Consider the following 15,600-nt stretch of genomic DNA (forward strand, 5'->3'; position numbering starts at 1 on the left):
CAGCGAGCCTGTTCACGTTCCGCGACCTCCCGTGACGCCCGGCCATTCCGCCGGCCCTTGTCGTCGTTTATCCTGCATGGTCTCCCCGCCCCGCAGGCTTCCCCCGCATGTCCGATATCCGCGCCGTCCTCACCGACATCGAAGGCACCACCAGCTCGATCGACTTCGTCAAGGACGTGCTGTTTCCGTATGCCCGTCAGCACCTGCCGGCCTACGTGGAAACACATACGGACGAACCCGAGGTACAGCACTGGCTGCACGAAGCCGCCAAAGAGGCTGGCATCGTCGAGGCGACACGGGGTGAGATCATCGACCTGCTGATTCGCTGGATCGACGAAGACCGCAAGTCCACGGCCCTGAAGGCGCTGCAGGGCATGATCTGGCGTGAAGGCTACGAGTCGGGTGTTTACACCTCCCACATGTATCCCGAAGTGGCGGCACGCCTGCGGGCCTGGCATCAGCAGGGGCTCTCGCTCTACGTGTATTCGTCGGGTTCGGTGCCCGCGCAGAAGCTGCTGTTCGGCTTCACGGAAAACGGCGATCTCACTCCTCTGTTCTCCGGCTACTTCGATACGCAGACGGGTCACAAGCGCGAAACGGAGTCGTACCGAAAGATCGCCGAAGCGATCGGTCTCGAACCCGCGCAGGTTCTGTTCCTTTCCGACATCCGCGAAGAGCTCGACGCCGCCCGCGATGCCGGCATGCGCACCACCCACCTCATCCGTCCGCCGCTTCCGCTGGTGGACGCCGGCCACCCCGCCGTAACGGATTTCGATGCCATCATTCCTTGATCCACGCCGACGCACGGCGATCTACGTGCTGGCGGCGTTCGCGGTCGGCGTGCTGGGAACCGTCGGCGTCCTTCGTTTCGGGCCTGCTCCCGTGACGACGCGACCCGTCGCCGCTGTCTCCGCGCCCGGGGTTGCGCCGGCGCCGGTTGCGACGACCGCCGGGCCGGCCAGGCCGGCAAGCACGTCCGCTCCTGCGACAGCGATCGATGACGCCGACAACGATCAGCCCGTCGAGCTCGACGCGAGCGCGTGGCCGGACGATGCTCCCACGCCAGAGCAGGTTTTCTCCGCACAGCCTGATCAGGTCAGAGCATCGCTGGCCAGGCTGGCGAAGCGCCGACCGGGAAAGACCAACGTCTACGCCATCGCTTTTGCGGGAGACGGCTCCGAGGACGTGTTCCGCAACGAGGCCGAGTACCTGGATCGCCTGATGACGACGCGGTTCGCCAGCCCGGGGCATACGCTGGTGCTGGAGAACAATCCGGCAACGCTGTCGACCCATCCCCTCGCCAGCTGGACCAATCTCGAGGCCGCCCTGACCGGACTGTCAAAGGTGATGGACCCGAAGGAAGACGTGTTGCTGCTCTATGTCGCGACCCACGGCGGCAGCGACCACTCCCTGCTCGTGGACATGGACCCGATTCCGCTGGATCAGCTCGACGTCGACGGCCTTGCCGATATCTTCGCCAAGCACCCGTTCCGCTGGAAGGTCGTGGTGGTCAACGCGTGCTACTCCGGCGGCTTCGTCCCGAAGCTGCGCGGCGAAGGCACCCTGGTCATGACCTCGGCGCGCACCGACCGCACCTCATTCGGCTGCGGCGCCGACTCGGACATTACGTACTTCGGCCGTGCCTGGCTCACCGACGGACTGAATGCCACCAGCGATTTCGTGGAAGCCTTCGGTAAGGCGAAGACGAAAATCGCGGCGTGGGAGAAGAAGGATTCGCTCGAGGCGTCGGAGCCGCAGATCGACGTCGGTGAGGGCATCGAAGACAAGCTGGCGGCATGGCGGAAGGGCATCAAGGCGGGGCCGGTAGTGCCGTTCAGCGCGCGGTAGGAGCGCGCCCCGCGCGCGAAAAGCCAACGAAGCGGCGACGCCGGACCCCACCACGCGCAAGGCGCGCTCCCACATCCGGTCAGACCGACACGTCCAGAGAGAACCGATCCGCGTCCATCCAGGCAGGAAACCGCTCGCGGTGCGCCTGCAACGGCTTCGGATCGAGCACGAGGGTGACCACCTGCTCCTGCGGCCCCAGTTCGACCAATGGCTCGCCCACCGGATCGATGACCGCGCTGTCGCCCGCGTACGGATGGTCGTTACCGTCCACCCCGACGCGATTCACGCCGATCACGTAAGCCAGGTTCTCGATCGCCCGCGCACGCAGCAAGGTGCGCCACGGCTGACGACGCGGCGCCGGCCAGTTGGCGACGAACAGCGCGAGGTCGTAATCCATGCCGCCCGCGGCTTCCTCACGACGACCGTTGCGCAGCCACACCGGGAAGCGCAGGTCGTAGCAGACCTGCGGAAGGATACGCCACCCCTTGAGCTCGACGATCAGGCGCTCGTTACCGCCACCGTAGCGCGTGTGCTCGCCCGCCATGCGGAACAGGTGTCGCTTATCGTAGTAAGCCAGCGAGCCATCGGGCGACGCCCAGATCAGCCGGTTGAAGACCGTCTCGCCTTCGCGGATCACCAGACTGCCGGTGATCGTGGCATTCACTTCGCCGGCCAGCGCACGCATCCACGCGATGCTCGCGCCGTCCATGGTCTCGGCATTGCCGAGCGTGTCGTTGGTGAAGCCCGACAGAAAGGTTTCCGGCAGAACGAAGAGGTCGCTCCGCGCGGCGCCGCGCACCAGCGCGCCGTAATACTCGCGGTTAGCCGCCGCGTCGTGCCAGCGGGTCGCGCCCTGGATAAGCGTGACGGTCAGAGTTTGCACAGCAGCTCCGCGGCGGCTTCCATGGTGGCGTCGTTCTTCGCGAAGCACAGCCGGACCAGCCGCGTGTCCGGGGCGCTTTCGTAGAACGGGCTCAACGGAATGGCGGCGACGCCGCCCTCGCGCACGAGCCATTCACTGAAATTGATGTCGTCGAGATCGCGGATCGCGCTGTAATCGACCAGCTGGAAGTATCCGCCCGGCACGTCCAGCAGCTTCAGTCGCGACGGTGCGAGCAACTCGCGAAAACGATCGCGCTTGGCCTGATAGAAGGCCGGAAGCTCGAGGTAATGCTCCGGCGTGGACTCGAGGAACTCGGCGAACGCCTGCTGCGCCGGGTTGAAGGTGCAGAAGGTCAGGTACTGATGCACCTTGCGGAACTCGGCGGTCAGCGCCTTCGGCGCGATGGCATAGCCGACCTTCCAGCCCGTGCAGTGATACGTCTTGCCGAACGACGAAACGACGATGCTCCGCGTGGCGAGTTCCGCATGGCGCAGCACGCTCTGATGCTCGGCGCCATCGAACACGATGTGCTCGTAGACCTCATCGGACAGCACCACGATGCCGGAATCGCGCACGATGGACGCGAGCTCGTCGAGATCGGCGCGCGAGAGGACCGCACCCGACGGGTTATGCGGCGAATTGATCAGGATCATGCGCGTCTTCGGCGTGATCGCGTCGCGAACCCTCTGCCAGTCGATGCCAAAGGAGGGCAAGGTCAGCGGAATATGCACGGCGGCCGCGCCCTGCAGTTCGATGGCCGGCTCGTAGCTGTCGTAGCACGGATCGAAGACGATGACCTCGTCACCGGCGCGCACGACGGCGGCGATGGCCGAGAACAGCGCTTCGGTGGCGCCCGAGGTGACCGTTACTTCCGTATCGGGACTGACCCGATGGCCGTAGAGCCGCTCGGTCTTGAGGGCGATCTGCTCGCGCAGCTTCGGGATGCCGACGCCCGGCGCATACTGATTTTTGCCCTCGGCCATGGCGCGCGTGACCGCGTCGCGCAGTGCCTCCGGCGGCTCGAAATCGGGAAAACCCTGCCCCAGATTCACCGCCTTGTGTTCCAGCGCGAGCTGGCTCATGACACTGAAAATCGTCGTGCCGACCTTGGGAAGCTTGGTTTCGAGCTGCATTGAACGCCCTTATTCGTTTGGACGGCCAAATGCCGCCGAATGATCCGATCCTAACATGCGCGCCATCTGCAGCGCCCCTGCCTGGGCGGGATCGCCCGCCACCGTCTCGCAGTCCTTATGGAAGTCCGACCGTGCCTTGGGCAGCCGTTCGGCGAGGAAGTCGACGAAACTGCGGATCGCCGGCAGCAGGCCACGCCGGCTCGGGTAGACGAAGTGCAACGTACCCTGGGCGGTGGTGTAATCCGGAAGCACCCATTCCAGCTGACCGTTGGCGATCAGCGGACCGCAATACTCCTCGGGCAGCAAGGCCACACCGCAACATTGGACGGCGGCGGCGATCAGCACCGAAAAATCGCCGCTGACCAGACGCGGCTTCACTTCGACAGCCGCCTTCTTGCCGCTGGCGTCGACCATCTCCCATACCTGCGCACCCTCGTGCTCGAACATCGACAGCGCCGGCACCTGGGCCAGATCGTCCAGCGTCTTCGGCCGGCCGTAGCTGTCGAGAAACTTCGGACTCGCCACGAGCAGGCTGCGCGCATAGCCGATGCTGCGGAGGACCAGCGTGGCGTCGCTGTCCAACTTTTCGCGCACGCGGATCGCCACGTCGAAGCCCTCACCGATCAGGTCGACCCGGCGATTGGTCGCCGTAACGCGGACCTGGACCTTGGGGTGCTCGAGCAGAAAAGCCGGCAGCATCGGGCCCAGTACATTCTGGGCAAGGGAGATCGGGCAGCTGACTCGGACCACGCCACGGGGTTCCGTGCGCAGTTCGTCCACCGCATCCTGTGCGGCGCGGGCCTCTTCGAGGACGGCGCGGCAGTGCTGGTAGAAGCGTTCGCCGATCTCGGTAACGACGAAGCGGCGCGTCGTGCGCTGTAACAGCCGGACTCCCAGACGGTCTTCGAGCTGGGCGATCCGCTTGCTGAGGCGCGACTTGGGGATACCCAGGGCCCGCCCCGCCGCCGAAAAACCCCCATGCTCCACCACCGAGGCGAAGAAATAGAGATCGTTGAGGTCCTGCAGCGCGCCTTCCATCGGGAGTCCGTCGTTTCTCGTTTAGAACAATCAGTCTACCTCACGCCGACTAATCAAGGCATTGTGCGCGGGGTACCTTGTCGGCATACCGCCACGGCGGCCCTTGTCGAGGAATCTGTCCATGAAACTCCTGCATATCGATGCCAGCGCGCTGGGCGCCCACTCGGTCTCCCGCGGTCTGACTTCGGCCATCGTCGCCGAATTCGTCGCCAACCATCCCGATGTCGAAGTCACCTATCGCGACGTCCACGCCGAGCCGTTGCCGCACTGGGCATTGCCGGCCGGCGAAGACGATCCGCAGGCCGCCGAAGGCGCCAGGGTGATGGAGGAGTTCCTTGCCGCCGACGTCGTGGTCATCGGTGCGCCGATGTACAACTTTTCCATCAGCAGCTCGCTCAAGGCCTGGATCGATCGCATCACGGTCGCCGGAAAGACGTTCCGCTACACCGCGACGGGGCCCGAAGGCCTGGCCGGCGGCAAGCGTGTCATCGTGGCGTCGTCGCGAGGCGGCATCTACAGCGCCGGCAGCCCGGCGGCGGCAATGGATTTTCAGGAGCCCTATCTGAAGGCACTGTTCGGCTTCCTGGGCGTGACCGACCTCGAATTCGTCCGCGCGGAAGGTGTCGCCATGGGCGACGATCACAAGGCCCAGGCGATCGGCGGCGCCGTGGCCGGCATCGGCGGCCTGCTGCGCAAGGCCGCCTGATCGTCAGCGGCGCCGGGCTTCGTGCTTGAAGAAAGGCCGCGCATCGCAGGATGCGCGGCCTTTTTACTAGGAGCCCTGCTTACCGGGCTTGTCGTTGGGCATGTTCTGGGATTCTTTCGGATGCCCCTCGCCCGGAACCTTCGGCGTGCCGTGCGACGGCTTGGGGTTGTCCTCGCGGTAGCCCGGCGTCGGCTGTTTAGTGTCGTTGCTCATTGTCGGTACCTCCGGATCGGTGGCGCTGCTGACACGCGGCGTGCCCACATTCGCAGCCGGCGCCTCCCATTTGGCTCTCAGACGCCATGCGGCAGCTCTCGCTGCAGAAGTCCCTGGACACCGGCACCTGGCAGTTACAGCCGGCGTGATCGCAGGGTTTCGTGGCTTCGTTCATGACGCGAACTCCTCACCGCATGGTTTTGATCCTCGTCGAGCGTGCGCGGCCCGGCGTCTATTTTTTGTAATCGGCCAGCGAAGCCGCCAGGGCGTCCTTCGCCGCCCAGCCATGCGCCTCGATCAGGAGGCCGCTGAGGCTGCGCACGTCCTGCAGGTTATGGTCTGCGACGCGGATCAGGTCCGTCGATGCGCCGCCACGCAGGTAGGAGAGCCACGCACGTGGCGCTTCAGACCCCGGCAAGTCGTCTTCGCGGACGATACGCAACAGCCGACGTTCGGCCGTCTGCATCTTGCAGTTCTCCCAGTCCTGCCTGTAGCGCCGCCGCATCGGGTGCAGCAGGTCGACGTGCGTCAGGCCGGATAACGGATTCGTAAGCCGGGCCAGCCGGTAACGCGTGGCGAGCAATGGCGCGTCGTACGACTTGCCGTTGTAGCTGACGAGCACCGTGTGCGGATCGATCCATTCGGAGAACGCCTTCAGCATCGCCGTCTCGGCGGCCATGGTCGTGATGTAGAGCTGACGCACGCGGAGCGCGCCGTCGTGCCAGTCGGCGGCGCCGATCATGAAAGCGCGTGTACCCGTCCCGCCGGCCAGGCCCGTGGTTTCCGTGTCGAAGTGCAGCAGGTGCTCGCGCCGCGCCGTGGCGAGACGCGCGAAGGTCAGGTCGAACTCGGCGGGCGGTTCGGACGCGGCGAAACGCTTCTCGAGAAGACGCAGGCCGGGGGAAAGCTCATCGCCGGGAACGTCACGGGTGTACGAGCGCAAAGGAGCGCGGGGCTGACTGACGCGTTCGCGTACGCCAGCCATGCGGCGCAGCGCGGCCAGATCGATACCGGGACGAGGCTCTTTCGCCGACAGGGTTGGCTCCCGCCGGGCCGTCTGGCCCGGTGACTCGGACGAAGCAGCCCCGGTGAATCGTCCCCTGGCGGGAGCCGGTCCTGTCGGCGCTGGCCCGGACTCGCGAATGCCCGCCTGCTTCCTGAGCGCCCGCAGCCGCGCGGCCAGATCACTCATGCATCGCCACCGATCCGCGCATCGGCACCCAGCAACCTCAGCACGCGAGCCGTCAGCGCACGCGGCGTGTTCTCCCCGCGCGCTTCATCAGCCGCCAGCACCGGTCCGACACAGGCCGGACAGCCCGCCTTGCACTCGCAGCCTTCGACCGTCGCCAGCGCATGCCGAAGCAGCTCCGACGAGCGGTGAAACAACGGCTCGCTGAGGCCGACGCCGCCGGGAAAGTTGTCGTACAGATAGACGGTGGGCAGGAACCGCTCGAGCGCGTCCGGCAGCGCGATGCCTCCATCAGGCGCATGGATCTGCCCGCGACCGGAGGAGTCCACCTGCGCTGACCATCCCCCGTCACCCGAACCGACCGCTTTCTGCAGGTCGCGCGCCTCGGCCATGACCGCGACGATGGCCGAGGTGTGCAACGCATACGCCGCACCCAGAAACCCGTCCAGGGCGTGCTGACGCGAACGGAACGCTTCGTCCAGTACCGTCTGCGGCAGCTGCCACCACACCGCGGTGGAATGCAGTTCCTGATCGGGCAGGTTCACCGGCCCGTAGCCGATGTTCTCGTGCGTGTAGTAACGAATCTTCTTGTAACCCGAGACCCGACGCACGACGTGCACCTCACCGTGGCGCGAGCTGCCCTGCCCTGCCTTGCTGCCGTCGAAACACTCCAGCTCCTTGAGCTTGGTGTAGTCGATGGCGTCGGTGTAGTAGTCGACACGCGTTCGCGTGCAATACGCCTTGCGGCCTTCCCAGTCGAGCCTCTCGACCTGGTAGGGCACCGACTGGATCATGTGGATCGCACCCTCGTAGAGCGTCAGAGCGGCGGCGGAATAGTCGACCTCGGCGATGATCGTCTGGCGCCCCTCCGTCCGGTCGACGACGACGAAATTGCCGTCCGCGACCGAACGCAGGCTCACCGCGTTCGCCGGGTAGGAGTCGGCGATCCATTCCCAGCGGTCACCCTCGCGATGCAGCACCTCCGACTCGGCGAGCACCGTGAGATAGGGTTCCGCGTCATCGGGACCGAAGGTATCCCCGGCGAGAAAAGGCAGCTCGAACGCGGCGCAACGGATGTGGTCGAGCAGGATGAGCGGCTGGTCCGGCTGGATGCGTGCGTGCTCGGGCGTCGCTTCGGTCAGGAAGGCCGGGTGCCGCATGAGGTACTGGTCCAGCGGAGCACTGGTCGCGACGAGCACGCCCAGAGACGGCTGCTGGCGGCGCCCGGCACGACCGAAGCGCTGCCATGTCGCCGCGATGGAACCCGGATACCCGTTGAGGACGACGGCGTCGAGGCTGCCGATGTCGACACCCAGTTCGAGCGCGGACGTCGACACGATCCCGTCCACGTCGCCGGCTCGCATCGCACGCTCGACTTCACGCCGCTCCGTCGGCAGATAGCCGCCCCGGTAGGCGCGAATGCGTGCGGGCTTGCGGGTGTCGTGATCGAAGACGTCCTTCAGGTACTTGGTCAGCACTTCGACCATCAGCCGTGACTGGGCGAACACCAGGGTTTTCATCTTCGCCTTGATGGCGACGCGGGCGATCAGGTTGGTCTGCGAGCGCGCCGACGCCCGCAGGCCCAGATCCGGATTGATCACCGGCGGATTCCAGAGCAGCACGTGCTTGTCACCGCTGGGCGCACCGCTGGACGAGATGGTGACCACCTCGTCCTCGATCAGCGCCTGCGCATGCTCGGTGGCATTGCCGATGGTGGCCGAGCAGAGCACGAACTGCGGCGTGACACCGTAGAAGGCGCAGATCCGCTTCAGCCGGCGCAGCACGTTGGCCAGATGGGAACCGAAGACGCCCCGGTACGTGTGGATCTCATCGATTACCACATAACGCAGGTTTTCGAAGAACTGTGCCCACTTGGTGTGATGCGGAAGAATCGCCTGGTGCAGCATGTCCGGATTGCTGACCACCACGTCGCCGTGCAGGCGGATAGCCTGCCTTGCGTCGCCCGGCGTGTCGCCGTCGAAGGTGAAGGCCTTGACGCCCAGGTCGCCTGCCCGGTTGATATCCAGCAGTTCGGCGACCTGGTCCTGCGCGAGCGCCTTGGTCGGAAAGAGGTACAGCGCCTTGCCGCCGGTTTCCAGAACCGAGGAAATCACCGGCAAGGTGTAGCAGAGCGTCTTGCCGGAGGCGGTCGGCGTGGCCACGAGGACGTTACGCCCCGCACGCGCGGCATCCCAGGCCTCCTGCTGGTGGCTGTAGAGGCGTTCGATGCCTCGGGCGGTAAGCGCCCGCGAGAGTCCTTCGGGCAGGTCCGAAGGCAACGGGACGAAGCTGCCCTCCCGTCCGAATACGGTGAACGCCGTGGCGACCCGGTCGCCGTATTTATCGGTCAGGCGACTGGCGAGCGTACGCCCGTCGTGGCTCGTGGCCAGAACCGAGTCGGCCTCGTCGGTACGTCGGGCTTGAAGATAGGCGGCCATGAGGGGCATCCGGACAGGAAGATGCCCCTTATCCCCCAGCCCGATCTCATATCCTGCGACAGAGCGACCAGGTGCCGTCAGACAGGGCCAGCGGCTTCCATGTCGGCGGCCTGCCAGCGCCCTGATTCATCCTCGATCTTGATGTCCACCTGCTGGCCCGACTGGGCACGCAGCGCCGCCGTCAGGCTCATCGCGTGCCGTAACGCGTCTTCGCGGGTCGGGTACTGGCCGACCAGCTCGGCGTTTCGACGCAGGATCCAGGGACCGCGCGTCGAGGCGTTGAAAGGGACGTAGAGGGTCGTGTGCTGCAAGGTCGGCTCCGCCTGAAGGGGCCGGAGGCCCATGGGGGCGAAGCTAGGCGGACGGTCGTCGCGGCCGCGTTATGGCGGAGTCGCCGGATCAGTCACGTCAACGCGTCAATGCGCCGCGTGACGCGACGAGCCAGTCGGCGTGCCTGACGCCTCGCTCCATCGCCGCATCGACGGCGACGCGCTCGTCCTCGAACTCATCGAGCAGAGTGATCATCACGAAATCGCGGGGGCCGGCGCTCATGGCCGGCTCAACGATATAGGCGGCTTTCCAGAAGCCGGCGACGGTTCGCAGCGTGCGGACCTCCACGGAGTACTGACCCACGGTACGTCGATGCACGGAACCCCCTTGCCGGTGTCGCGGCGACAGCTCGATTCTTGCGCCTCCGCGACGCCGATGGCAAGTCTTACGCCCTGGGCGGCGCCTGCGTGCCTAGCCCCTGACCACTGGCCGGGATGGAGAAGTTCTTCGTTTCGCCCTGCCCCACGCTGGCGTCGACGTCGACGCGATCGGCCGAGCACGACCCGTGCGGAAGAAGGCTCAGCTTCCGCGTACCGGAGGGCACGCGCAGCACCAGCTGTTCGCCGATCTCCATGTCCGCCACGGCCTTGTCGTCGAGATAGATGGCGCTCGAGCATCCGGCGCCCCACAAGCCCTGGTCGCGCACGATGTTCAAGGTGGCATCCCCGTCCGTCGGGGACTGGTTGGCGAAGACGGTGCTGGACGGAACGTCGTGGATGCCGACGTGACGTTCGTTCTGGGTCGCGCACCCGGCGAGGAGAGCCACGCCGGCGAGCCCGGCAAGACGGAGATGGCGCATGGGGAAAGCCTCGTTGATGAATGTGAAGAGCATTGGTTTCGCAACGTCGACGCTCGGTGAACGGGTGCCCCCGTCCCTGACGGATCGTGCACATCCGACGCCGAACAATCGCGCGCCCCCACCGCTTACTATCATCGTCCTGGAGAAATACCTCAATGGCCAGCCGCGACTGGATCGACATCGACTCGTTTGAGGCCGTGGACGATACCGAGCAATTCGACCGCCCCGACATCCCGCGCGTGGAAGCCATACTTTCCGGCGCTCCCGAGCGGGAGTGGCAGCAGTTCTTCCTCGTGCGCGCCCGCGAACTGGAGCAGACCCATCCCGGGTTGCGCATGGAGATCCTGGCCGATCGCCTGGGCTTCCACACGCGGGCCGCGTCCGCGGAGGAGACCTGCCGGCTGGTCCATGCCACCGTCCAGGGCACGAACCACGATTTCGCGGCGCAGAAGGCGGCGGAGGAGAAGCGGATCGCCGACCGCAACGACGAGGTCCGCGACCTGATCGCACGGATGAAGGCGATCAATGCCAGCTGGCCGCCCGAATCTTCGCAAAGCTGAACCACCCGTGCGGGGCGCGCCCGGGATAGAATCGCGCCATGAATGACTTCGCCAGCCAGCCAGCTCTCGTCTTCGACCGTGCCGCCATGGTCGCCGAGACCGTGGCCATGGTACTCAGCGATGCGGGCTACGACGCACGCGGCGTGGTCACGTACCGGGCGGCGAAGCAGGCCTTCAATGAAATGGACGACCTCGCGTTGCTGGTCATCCATGCCGATACGCCCGGAGAAAGGCGCGGCAGTGTCCTGCTGCAGGCGACGCTGCGCGAACGCCCTTCCACGGCCATCGTCGTCATCTCCAGCCGGCTTCCGCAAGACCTCGCGCCGTTTCCGCGCACTGCGGTCTTCCTGGAAAAACCGTTCGACCGCGCCCAGTTGCTCGACGCCGTGGATCGCGCGCGCAGCGCCCGTCCGGTCGCCTGAGCCTCACTCCTCCATCCCGATGAGCTTCTCGATGTCGTCGATGGCGAACTGACGTGCGGCGCGTTGCCGCTCACGGCGGCCCATGGCCTGGCAGGCGGCGCCCAGTGGCCGCGCCCGGCGAAGCCGTCCATCGCGACTGATCCGGTAACCTTCGGTGTCGTACTCCACGAGGTAAGTGGCCTGCTGGCCCAGCGTGCGCCGATAACGGACAGATTCCATGTTTCCTCCGAGCGATGATCGTCACCCCCGGTCGTCGATCGGAGCAGCATAAACATCAAGATCACGCGAAATCGCTACGCTCGAATCATGTGCGGACGCTATGCCACCTTCGGCCCTGCCAGCCTCTCACGACAGGGTCGCGACGTACTCGAGCGGCTCGAGCTCGATCTGACCAGCGAAATCAACCAGCGCGACGACCGGTTCAATATCGCTCCCACCCAGCGAGCACTGATCGTCACCGCCGGCGATCGCCGCGCCGACATCGGACTCGCTCGCTGGGGGCTCATACCTTCCTGGGCCAGGGACGCCTCCATCGGTGCGAAGACGATCAACGCCAGGCGTGAAGGTCTTGCCGAAAAACCTGCGTTCCGTGCGGCGGTCAGACGGCGTCGCTGCCTCGTACCCGCGTCCGGTTACTACGAATGGACCGGCGAAAAAGGCAGCAAGCAGCCGTATTTCATCCAGGCCGCCGACGGAGGGTTGCTTCTGTTCGCGGGGCTATGGGAAGTCTGGCGAGGACCGGATGACGAGCCGGTACGCAGCTTCACCATCGTGACCGGCGAGCCTGGCAAGGTCACAGGCGACGTGCACGATCGTCAGCCCGTCATGCTGGCGCCGGAGGCGTGGGAGGACTGGCTCTTCGCGCCCGTCGAACCGGCACTTGAAGCCCTTGCCTCGGCGGCCGGGCCGGACCTCGTCTTTCATCCGGTCGGCAAGCGCGTCGGCTCACCTAAAAACGATGGGCCCGAACTGGTCGAGCCCATCGTCATCTAGTACCGGGCACCGCGCTTACAGGCAGGAGATGGCCTCTTCGCGATAGCGGCCGTCGTACTCGCCGCCCTTCACCTTCTGAATTTCGTACATCACCACCTGGGCACCCGCGCCGCTGGCGGTCACGTCGAGGCGCTCATGCTTGCCGTTGTCGTTCGCCGTGACGCGGCCTTCGTCGTCCTTGGCGTTGCCCTTCGCGTCCTTGGTGAGTGCCTGCCACTTCGGTTCGACGCACTGCACATAGGCCGTGACATTCTTGCCCGTCTTGCTGCTGAGCTTGGGCAGGGTATCGGTCATGCCGCTGGTGGCGCAGCCGGCCAGGACGACACAGGCAGCGATCGCAAGAACGTGTTTCATGCTCGATTCCACGGTTAGGGTCCGGGAATTCTAGCGCGACCAGCGAGGGAGGATCAGATCCCGGCGCGCGCGACGGTGTTGGCTTCCACTTTGGCAAGCTGGCCGTTGCTGCACTTCAGGTAGTGGGAAGAGGCCAGCCAGCGTTGGTCGGGGTAGTACGAGAAGACCATCTGGCCACCCTTCAGCGCGTCGATCAGCTTGTGTGCGATGGCCGTGCGAACGGCGGGACAACCCCAGCTGCGACCGATACGACCGGCGACTTTCGCCATCGCCTCATTCACATAGGCGGCGCCATGAATAACGATGGCCCGCGCGAGTGCCTGGTCGTTGACGCCGGGCTCCAGGCCCGACATGCGCAGGGAGTACCCGTTCTTCCCCATGTATGTATCCGACGTACGGAAGAGGCCGATGCTGGATGCGAGGCTCTCGGGCGCGTTGGAGAATCTGGTGGCGTTGGCGTCGCCGCTGTTCTTGCCGTGCGCGACCAGTTCCTGAAACAGCAGCTTCCGATTCACCGTGTCGAACACCCAGAGGCGTGGCTGCGACGACGGCTTCGAGTAGTCGATCACCGCCAGGCGGTCCGACGGCGCCCCGCCCTGTGTCTGCGCACACTCGGCTGCCTTCACCGCGAGATCGATCACCTTCGGATCGGCGGAGGGAGCGAGATGAGCCAGAGCTTCGCCGAGGGAGTCGGCGGCGTGGGCCTGCGCGGGAAGGAAGAACAGTGCGCCAACGAGTGGCGCCGACGCCAGGAGCGTCCGAAACGATCGAATCATGCGACCAGCCGGGTGAAGTGCGACAGGCCATCCTAACGCGCTGATCATTTATTGACCACAAAGCCGTCACATCTCTGCCATTCATATATGTGAAATGCTTAAGTAAAGCCCGCCGTTCCACCGGAAGCGATAGATAATGACTATGGAAGCCAGATTTCGCAGCGCCGCGCTCCTCGCGTGGTCCATTTTTCCGCTCGTCGCCGCAGCGGGCCCGCAGGTACATCCGACGACAGCGGCATCGGCCGCGTCACCGCCTCCCATCGTCGCGCCCGACCCCGCGACGGCGGCGTCCACCCCTGCTCCGCCAGCCATCGACGATCCCGTCGCCCAGGCACTTTACGCGCGCATCCAGCAGATGGCGCCGATCCAGGGTAGCCCGATTTCACGGCAGGACGCCGCGCTTGGTAAGGCGCTCGCCGACTTCTACATGCAGCGCCACTACACCGCGGCATGGACGGACGACAGCAATGTCCAGCAACTGCTCGGGGGCCTCGCCTCGGTCGACGCCGACGGGCTTCTTCCCGAGGATTACCACCTCAGCGAGCTGAAGGCGCTTGCCGAATCCCCCGACCGCGCCAGCGCCACGCCCGAACAGAAGGCCGATTTCGACATGGCTGCGAGCAGCGCATACATCACCGCACTCGTGCAGCTGGCCCGCGGCAAGGTCGACCCCGTCCGGCTCGATCCGGCCTGGAACTTCGATGCCGCCGCCATCGATCCCCAACAGGGTATGTCCATGCTGCAGACATCGGTCGATGAGCGCAGCGTCGACCAGGCGTTCGCCATGGCGAGGCCGCAAAACCCGCTCTACGCCAAATTACGCGATGCACTGGCGCAGCTGCGAACCACCGCCGCGCAGGGAGGATGGCCCAGCGTCCCCGAAGGCCCCACGCTCAAGCCCGGCATGAAGGACGCCCGCGTCGAAGCCTTGCGCGCTCGCATGGTGGCTGGTGGCTACCTCGACCCGACGCTCGCTCACGGACACCACTTCGACAACGCGTTGGCGGACGCGGTCAAACGCTTTCAGGCCGACCAGTATCTCGACGCCGATGGCAGCGTGGGCGCCGGCACGCTGGCCTCACTCAACGTCCCCGTCCAGGAACGTATCGGCCAGGTCCGCGCCAATCTCGAGCGCGCACGCTGGCTGCTGCATTCGCTGCAGGGTACGTTTGTCGTCGTCGATGTGGCCGGCTACAAGATCAGCTTCTACCGTGACGGAAATCCCGTATGGAAGTCGCGTGTGCAGGTCGGCAAGCCCTATCGAAGCACGCCGATCTTCCGGTCGCAGATCACCTACGTCACGTTCAACCCGACGTGGACCGTGCCGCCGACGATCCTGAAGAACGACGTGCTTCCCAAGATCCGCAGCAATCCGTCGTACCTCGCCAACAACCGCATCCGGGTACTCGACAGCGGCGGCAATGTGGTGGCGGCATCCAGCGTCAACTGGGCCAATCCGCGCGGGATCACACTGCGGCAGGACGCGGGCCCGGGCAACTCGCTGGGACAGGTGGTGATCCGGTTCCCGAACTCCTTCGCGGTGTACCTGCACGACACGCCGCACCAGGAGCTGTTCTCCAAGGCCAAGCGCGACACGAGTTCCGGCTGCATCCGCGTCGAGCATCCTCTCGACCTGGTCGAGCTGCTGTTCAACGATCCGGACAAGTTCAGCCGTCAGGCGATCGATGAGCGCATCGCGACGAAGAAGACACAGAACGTCACCTTGCCCACCGCGGTGCCCGTGCTGCTCGCCTATTGGACGGTGGACATCGCCGACGACGGTAAGCTCAGCTACAAGCCCGACATCTACGATCGCGACGGGCCGCTGGTCGCCGCACTGGACAAGCCGCAACCGCTACGTGCGCCCTGAGCCGGGAGTGCATCCGCATCGTGTCGGACCGGAACGCGCCTGACAGAT

At 65.6% G+C, this 15,600-nt stretch carries 19 protein-coding genes; 7 read left to right on the forward strand and 12 right to left on the reverse strand.

What is annotated here, in order from left to right; all coding sequences use genetic code 11:
* Positions 1-107: 107 nt before the first annotated feature.
* Together mtnC and FA87_RS09595 are read left to right on the forward strand one after the other, a co-directional pair.
* Positions 108-791, forward strand: coding sequence for an acireductone synthase (gene mtnC / locus FA87_RS09590; protein ID WP_043694152.1), 684 nt, complete (start codon positions 108-110; stop codon positions 789-791).
* The gene (locus tag FA87_RS09595; RefSeq protein WP_043694154.1) at positions 775-1,848 is read left to right on the forward strand and encodes a C13 family peptidase; all 1,074 of its coding nucleotides are present in this window, start codon (positions 775-777) and stop codon (positions 1,846-1,848) included. Before mtnC ends, FA87_RS09595 begins: the two co-directional genes overlap by 17 nt.
* A 79-nt stretch (positions 1,849-1,927) precedes the next feature.
* Here the strand turns inward: FA87_RS09595 and FA87_RS09600 are convergent, their stop codons facing one another.
* Genes FA87_RS09600 through FA87_RS09610 form a run of 3 tightly spaced genes read right to left on the reverse strand, consistent with a single transcriptional unit; the run spans position 1,928 to position 4,902 of the window.
* Complete coding sequence (locus FA87_RS09600) at positions 1,928-2,731, reverse strand: amidohydrolase (protein ID WP_043694155.1); 804 nt, start codon at positions 2,729-2,731, stop codon at positions 1,928-1,930.
* Positions 2,719-3,864 carry a pyridoxal phosphate-dependent aminotransferase gene (locus FA87_RS09605; RefSeq protein ID WP_043694158.1) on the reverse strand — a complete coding sequence of 382 codons (1,146 nt, stop codon included), beginning with the start codon at positions 3,862-3,864 and terminating at the stop codon, positions 2,719-2,721. Before FA87_RS09605 ends, FA87_RS09600 begins: the two co-directional genes overlap by 13 nt.
* 9 nt (positions 3,865-3,873) lie before the next feature.
* The gene (locus FA87_RS09610) at positions 3,874-4,902 is read right to left on the reverse strand and encodes a LysR substrate-binding domain-containing protein (RefSeq protein ID WP_081907467.1); all 1,029 of its coding nucleotides are present in this window, start codon (positions 4,900-4,902) and stop codon (positions 3,874-3,876) included.
* A 121-nt stretch (positions 4,903-5,023) separates the two neighbouring features.
* Between FA87_RS09610 and FA87_RS09615 the strand changes: the two genes are divergently transcribed.
* A complete protein-coding gene (locus FA87_RS09615; RefSeq protein ID WP_043694161.1) occupies positions 5,024-5,608 on the forward strand; it encodes an FMN-dependent NADH-azoreductase in 585 nt (194 codons plus the stop codon).
* A 66-nt stretch (positions 5,609-5,674) separates the two neighbouring features.
* Here FA87_RS09615 and FA87_RS20740 read toward each other — a convergent pair whose 3' ends face one another.
* From FA87_RS20740 to FA87_RS19885, 6 genes are all read right to left on the reverse strand, one after another.
* Positions 5,675-5,821 carry a hypothetical protein gene (locus tag FA87_RS20740; protein ID WP_156108724.1) on the reverse strand — a complete coding sequence of 49 codons (147 nt, stop codon included), beginning with the start codon at positions 5,819-5,821 and terminating at the stop codon, positions 5,675-5,677.
* A 232-nt stretch (positions 5,822-6,053) separates the two neighbouring features.
* On the reverse strand, positions 6,054-7,013 hold the full coding sequence (locus FA87_RS09620; protein WP_081996543.1) for a ribonuclease H-like domain-containing protein: 960 nt from the start codon (positions 7,011-7,013) through the stop codon (positions 6,054-6,056).
* Positions 7,010-9,448, reverse strand: a complete 2,439-nt coding sequence (locus FA87_RS09625; RefSeq protein ID WP_043694164.1) for a DEAD/DEAH box helicase — start codon at positions 9,446-9,448, stop codon at positions 7,010-7,012. The genes FA87_RS09620 and FA87_RS09625 overlap by 4 nt, the downstream gene beginning before the upstream one ends.
* 77 nt (positions 9,449-9,525) lie before the next feature.
* Complete coding sequence (locus tag FA87_RS09630; RefSeq protein ID WP_156108723.1) at positions 9,526-9,759, reverse strand: hypothetical protein; 234 nt, start codon at positions 9,757-9,759, stop codon at positions 9,526-9,528.
* A gap of 97 nt (positions 9,760-9,856) precedes the next feature.
* Positions 9,857-10,096, reverse strand: coding sequence for a hypothetical protein (locus tag FA87_RS09635; RefSeq protein WP_036112935.1), 240 nt, complete (start codon positions 10,094-10,096; stop codon positions 9,857-9,859).
* A 67-nt stretch (positions 10,097-10,163) separates the two neighbouring features.
* Positions 10,164-10,577, reverse strand: coding sequence for a hypothetical protein (locus FA87_RS19885; RefSeq protein WP_051943620.1), 414 nt, complete (start codon positions 10,575-10,577; stop codon positions 10,164-10,166).
* Between the two features lie 155 nt (positions 10,578-10,732).
* On the opposite strand from FA87_RS19885, the gene FA87_RS09645 reads away from it, so the two are divergent.
* Both FA87_RS09645 and FA87_RS09650 read left to right on the forward strand, forming a co-directional pair.
* Positions 10,733-11,137, forward strand: coding sequence for a hypothetical protein (locus FA87_RS09645; RefSeq protein WP_036112932.1), 405 nt, complete (start codon positions 10,733-10,735; stop codon positions 11,135-11,137).
* 38 nt (positions 11,138-11,175) lie between these two features.
* Complete coding sequence (locus FA87_RS09650; protein WP_036112930.1) at positions 11,176-11,559, forward strand: hypothetical protein; 384 nt, start codon at positions 11,176-11,178, stop codon at positions 11,557-11,559.
* Positions 11,560-11,562: 3 nt separating this feature from the next.
* Here FA87_RS09650 and FA87_RS09655 read toward each other — a convergent pair whose 3' ends face one another.
* Positions 11,563-11,778 carry a hypothetical protein gene (locus FA87_RS09655; protein ID WP_036112927.1) on the reverse strand — a complete coding sequence of 72 codons (216 nt, stop codon included), beginning with the start codon at positions 11,776-11,778 and terminating at the stop codon, positions 11,563-11,565.
* Positions 11,779-11,865: 87 nt separating this feature from the next.
* Between FA87_RS09655 and FA87_RS09660 the strand changes: the two genes are divergently transcribed.
* Positions 11,866-12,552: an SOS response-associated peptidase gene (locus tag FA87_RS09660; protein ID WP_043694167.1), complete on the forward strand. Its 687-nt coding sequence runs from the start codon at positions 11,866-11,868 to the stop codon at positions 12,550-12,552.
* Between the two features lie 15 nt (positions 12,553-12,567).
* On the opposite strand, the gene FA87_RS09665 is transcribed toward FA87_RS09660, so the two are convergent.
* On the reverse strand, positions 12,568-12,906 hold the full coding sequence (locus tag FA87_RS09665; protein WP_036112922.1) for a hypothetical protein: 339 nt from the start codon (positions 12,904-12,906) through the stop codon (positions 12,568-12,570).
* Positions 12,907-12,959: 53 nt separating this feature from the next.
* Positions 12,960-13,682 (reverse strand): murein L,D-transpeptidase catalytic domain family protein, encoded by a 723-nt coding sequence (locus FA87_RS09670; RefSeq protein ID WP_036112921.1) that lies wholly within the window; start codon positions 13,680-13,682, stop codon positions 12,960-12,962.
* A gap of 142 nt (positions 13,683-13,824) precedes the next feature.
* Here FA87_RS09670 and FA87_RS09675 point away from each other — a divergent pair, with 142 nt between their 5' ends.
* On the forward strand, positions 13,825-15,552 hold the full coding sequence (locus FA87_RS09675; RefSeq protein ID WP_081996544.1) for a L,D-transpeptidase family protein: 1,728 nt from the start codon (positions 13,825-13,827) through the stop codon (positions 15,550-15,552).
* Positions 15,553-15,600 lie beyond the last annotated feature (48 nt).

The organism is Luteibacter sp. 9133, assembly GCF_000800155.1.
GTDB classification, from domain to species: Bacteria; Pseudomonadota; Gammaproteobacteria; order Xanthomonadales; family Rhodanobacteraceae; genus Luteibacter; species Luteibacter mycovicinus.

Coding starts and splice junctions, on each gene's coding strand:
- FA87_RS09650 (WP_036112930.1), top strand. CDS start 11,176: ATGAATGACTTCGCCAGCCAGCCAGCTCTCGTCTTCGACCGTGCCGCC.
- FA87_RS09610 (WP_081907467.1), bottom strand. CDS start 4,902: ATGGAAGGCGCGCTGCAGGACCTCAACGATCTCTATTTCTTCGCCTCG.
- FA87_RS19885 (WP_051943620.1), bottom strand. CDS start 10,577: ATGCGCCATCTCCGTCTTGCCGGGCTCGCCGGCGTGGCTCTCCTCGCC.
- FA87_RS09625 (WP_043694164.1), bottom strand. CDS start 9,448: ATGGCCGCCTATCTTCAAGCCCGACGTACCGACGAGGCCGACTCGGTT.
- mtnC (WP_043694152.1), top strand. CDS start 108: ATGTCCGATATCCGCGCCGTCCTCACCGACATCGAAGGCACCACCAGC.
- FA87_RS20740 (WP_156108724.1), bottom strand. CDS start 5,821: ATGAGCAACGACACTAAACAGCCGACGCCGGGCTACCGCGAGGACAAC.
- FA87_RS09665 (WP_036112922.1), bottom strand. CDS start 12,906: ATGAAACACGTTCTTGCGATCGCTGCCTGTGTCGTCCTGGCCGGCTGC.
- FA87_RS09645 (WP_036112932.1), top strand. CDS start 10,733: ATGGCCAGCCGCGACTGGATCGACATCGACTCGTTTGAGGCCGTGGAC.
- FA87_RS09675 (WP_081996544.1), top strand. CDS start 13,825: ATGGAAGCCAGATTTCGCAGCGCCGCGCTCCTCGCGTGGTCCATTTTT.
- FA87_RS09605 (WP_043694158.1), bottom strand. CDS start 3,864: ATGCAGCTCGAAACCAAGCTTCCCAAGGTCGGCACGACGATTTTCAGT.
- FA87_RS09655 (WP_036112927.1), bottom strand. CDS start 11,778: ATGGAATCTGTCCGTTATCGGCGCACGCTGGGCCAGCAGGCCACTTAC.
- FA87_RS09670 (WP_036112921.1), bottom strand. CDS start 13,682: ATGATTCGATCGTTTCGGACGCTCCTGGCGTCGGCGCCACTCGTTGGC.
- FA87_RS09595 (WP_043694154.1), top strand. CDS start 775: ATGCCATCATTCCTTGATCCACGCCGACGCACGGCGATCTACGTGCTG.
- FA87_RS09620 (WP_081996543.1), bottom strand. CDS start 7,013: ATGAGTGATCTGGCCGCGCGGCTGCGGGCGCTCAGGAAGCAGGCGGGC.
- FA87_RS09615 (WP_043694161.1), top strand. CDS start 5,024: ATGAAACTCCTGCATATCGATGCCAGCGCGCTGGGCGCCCACTCGGTC.
- FA87_RS09660 (WP_043694167.1), top strand. CDS start 11,866: ATGTGCGGACGCTATGCCACCTTCGGCCCTGCCAGCCTCTCACGACAG.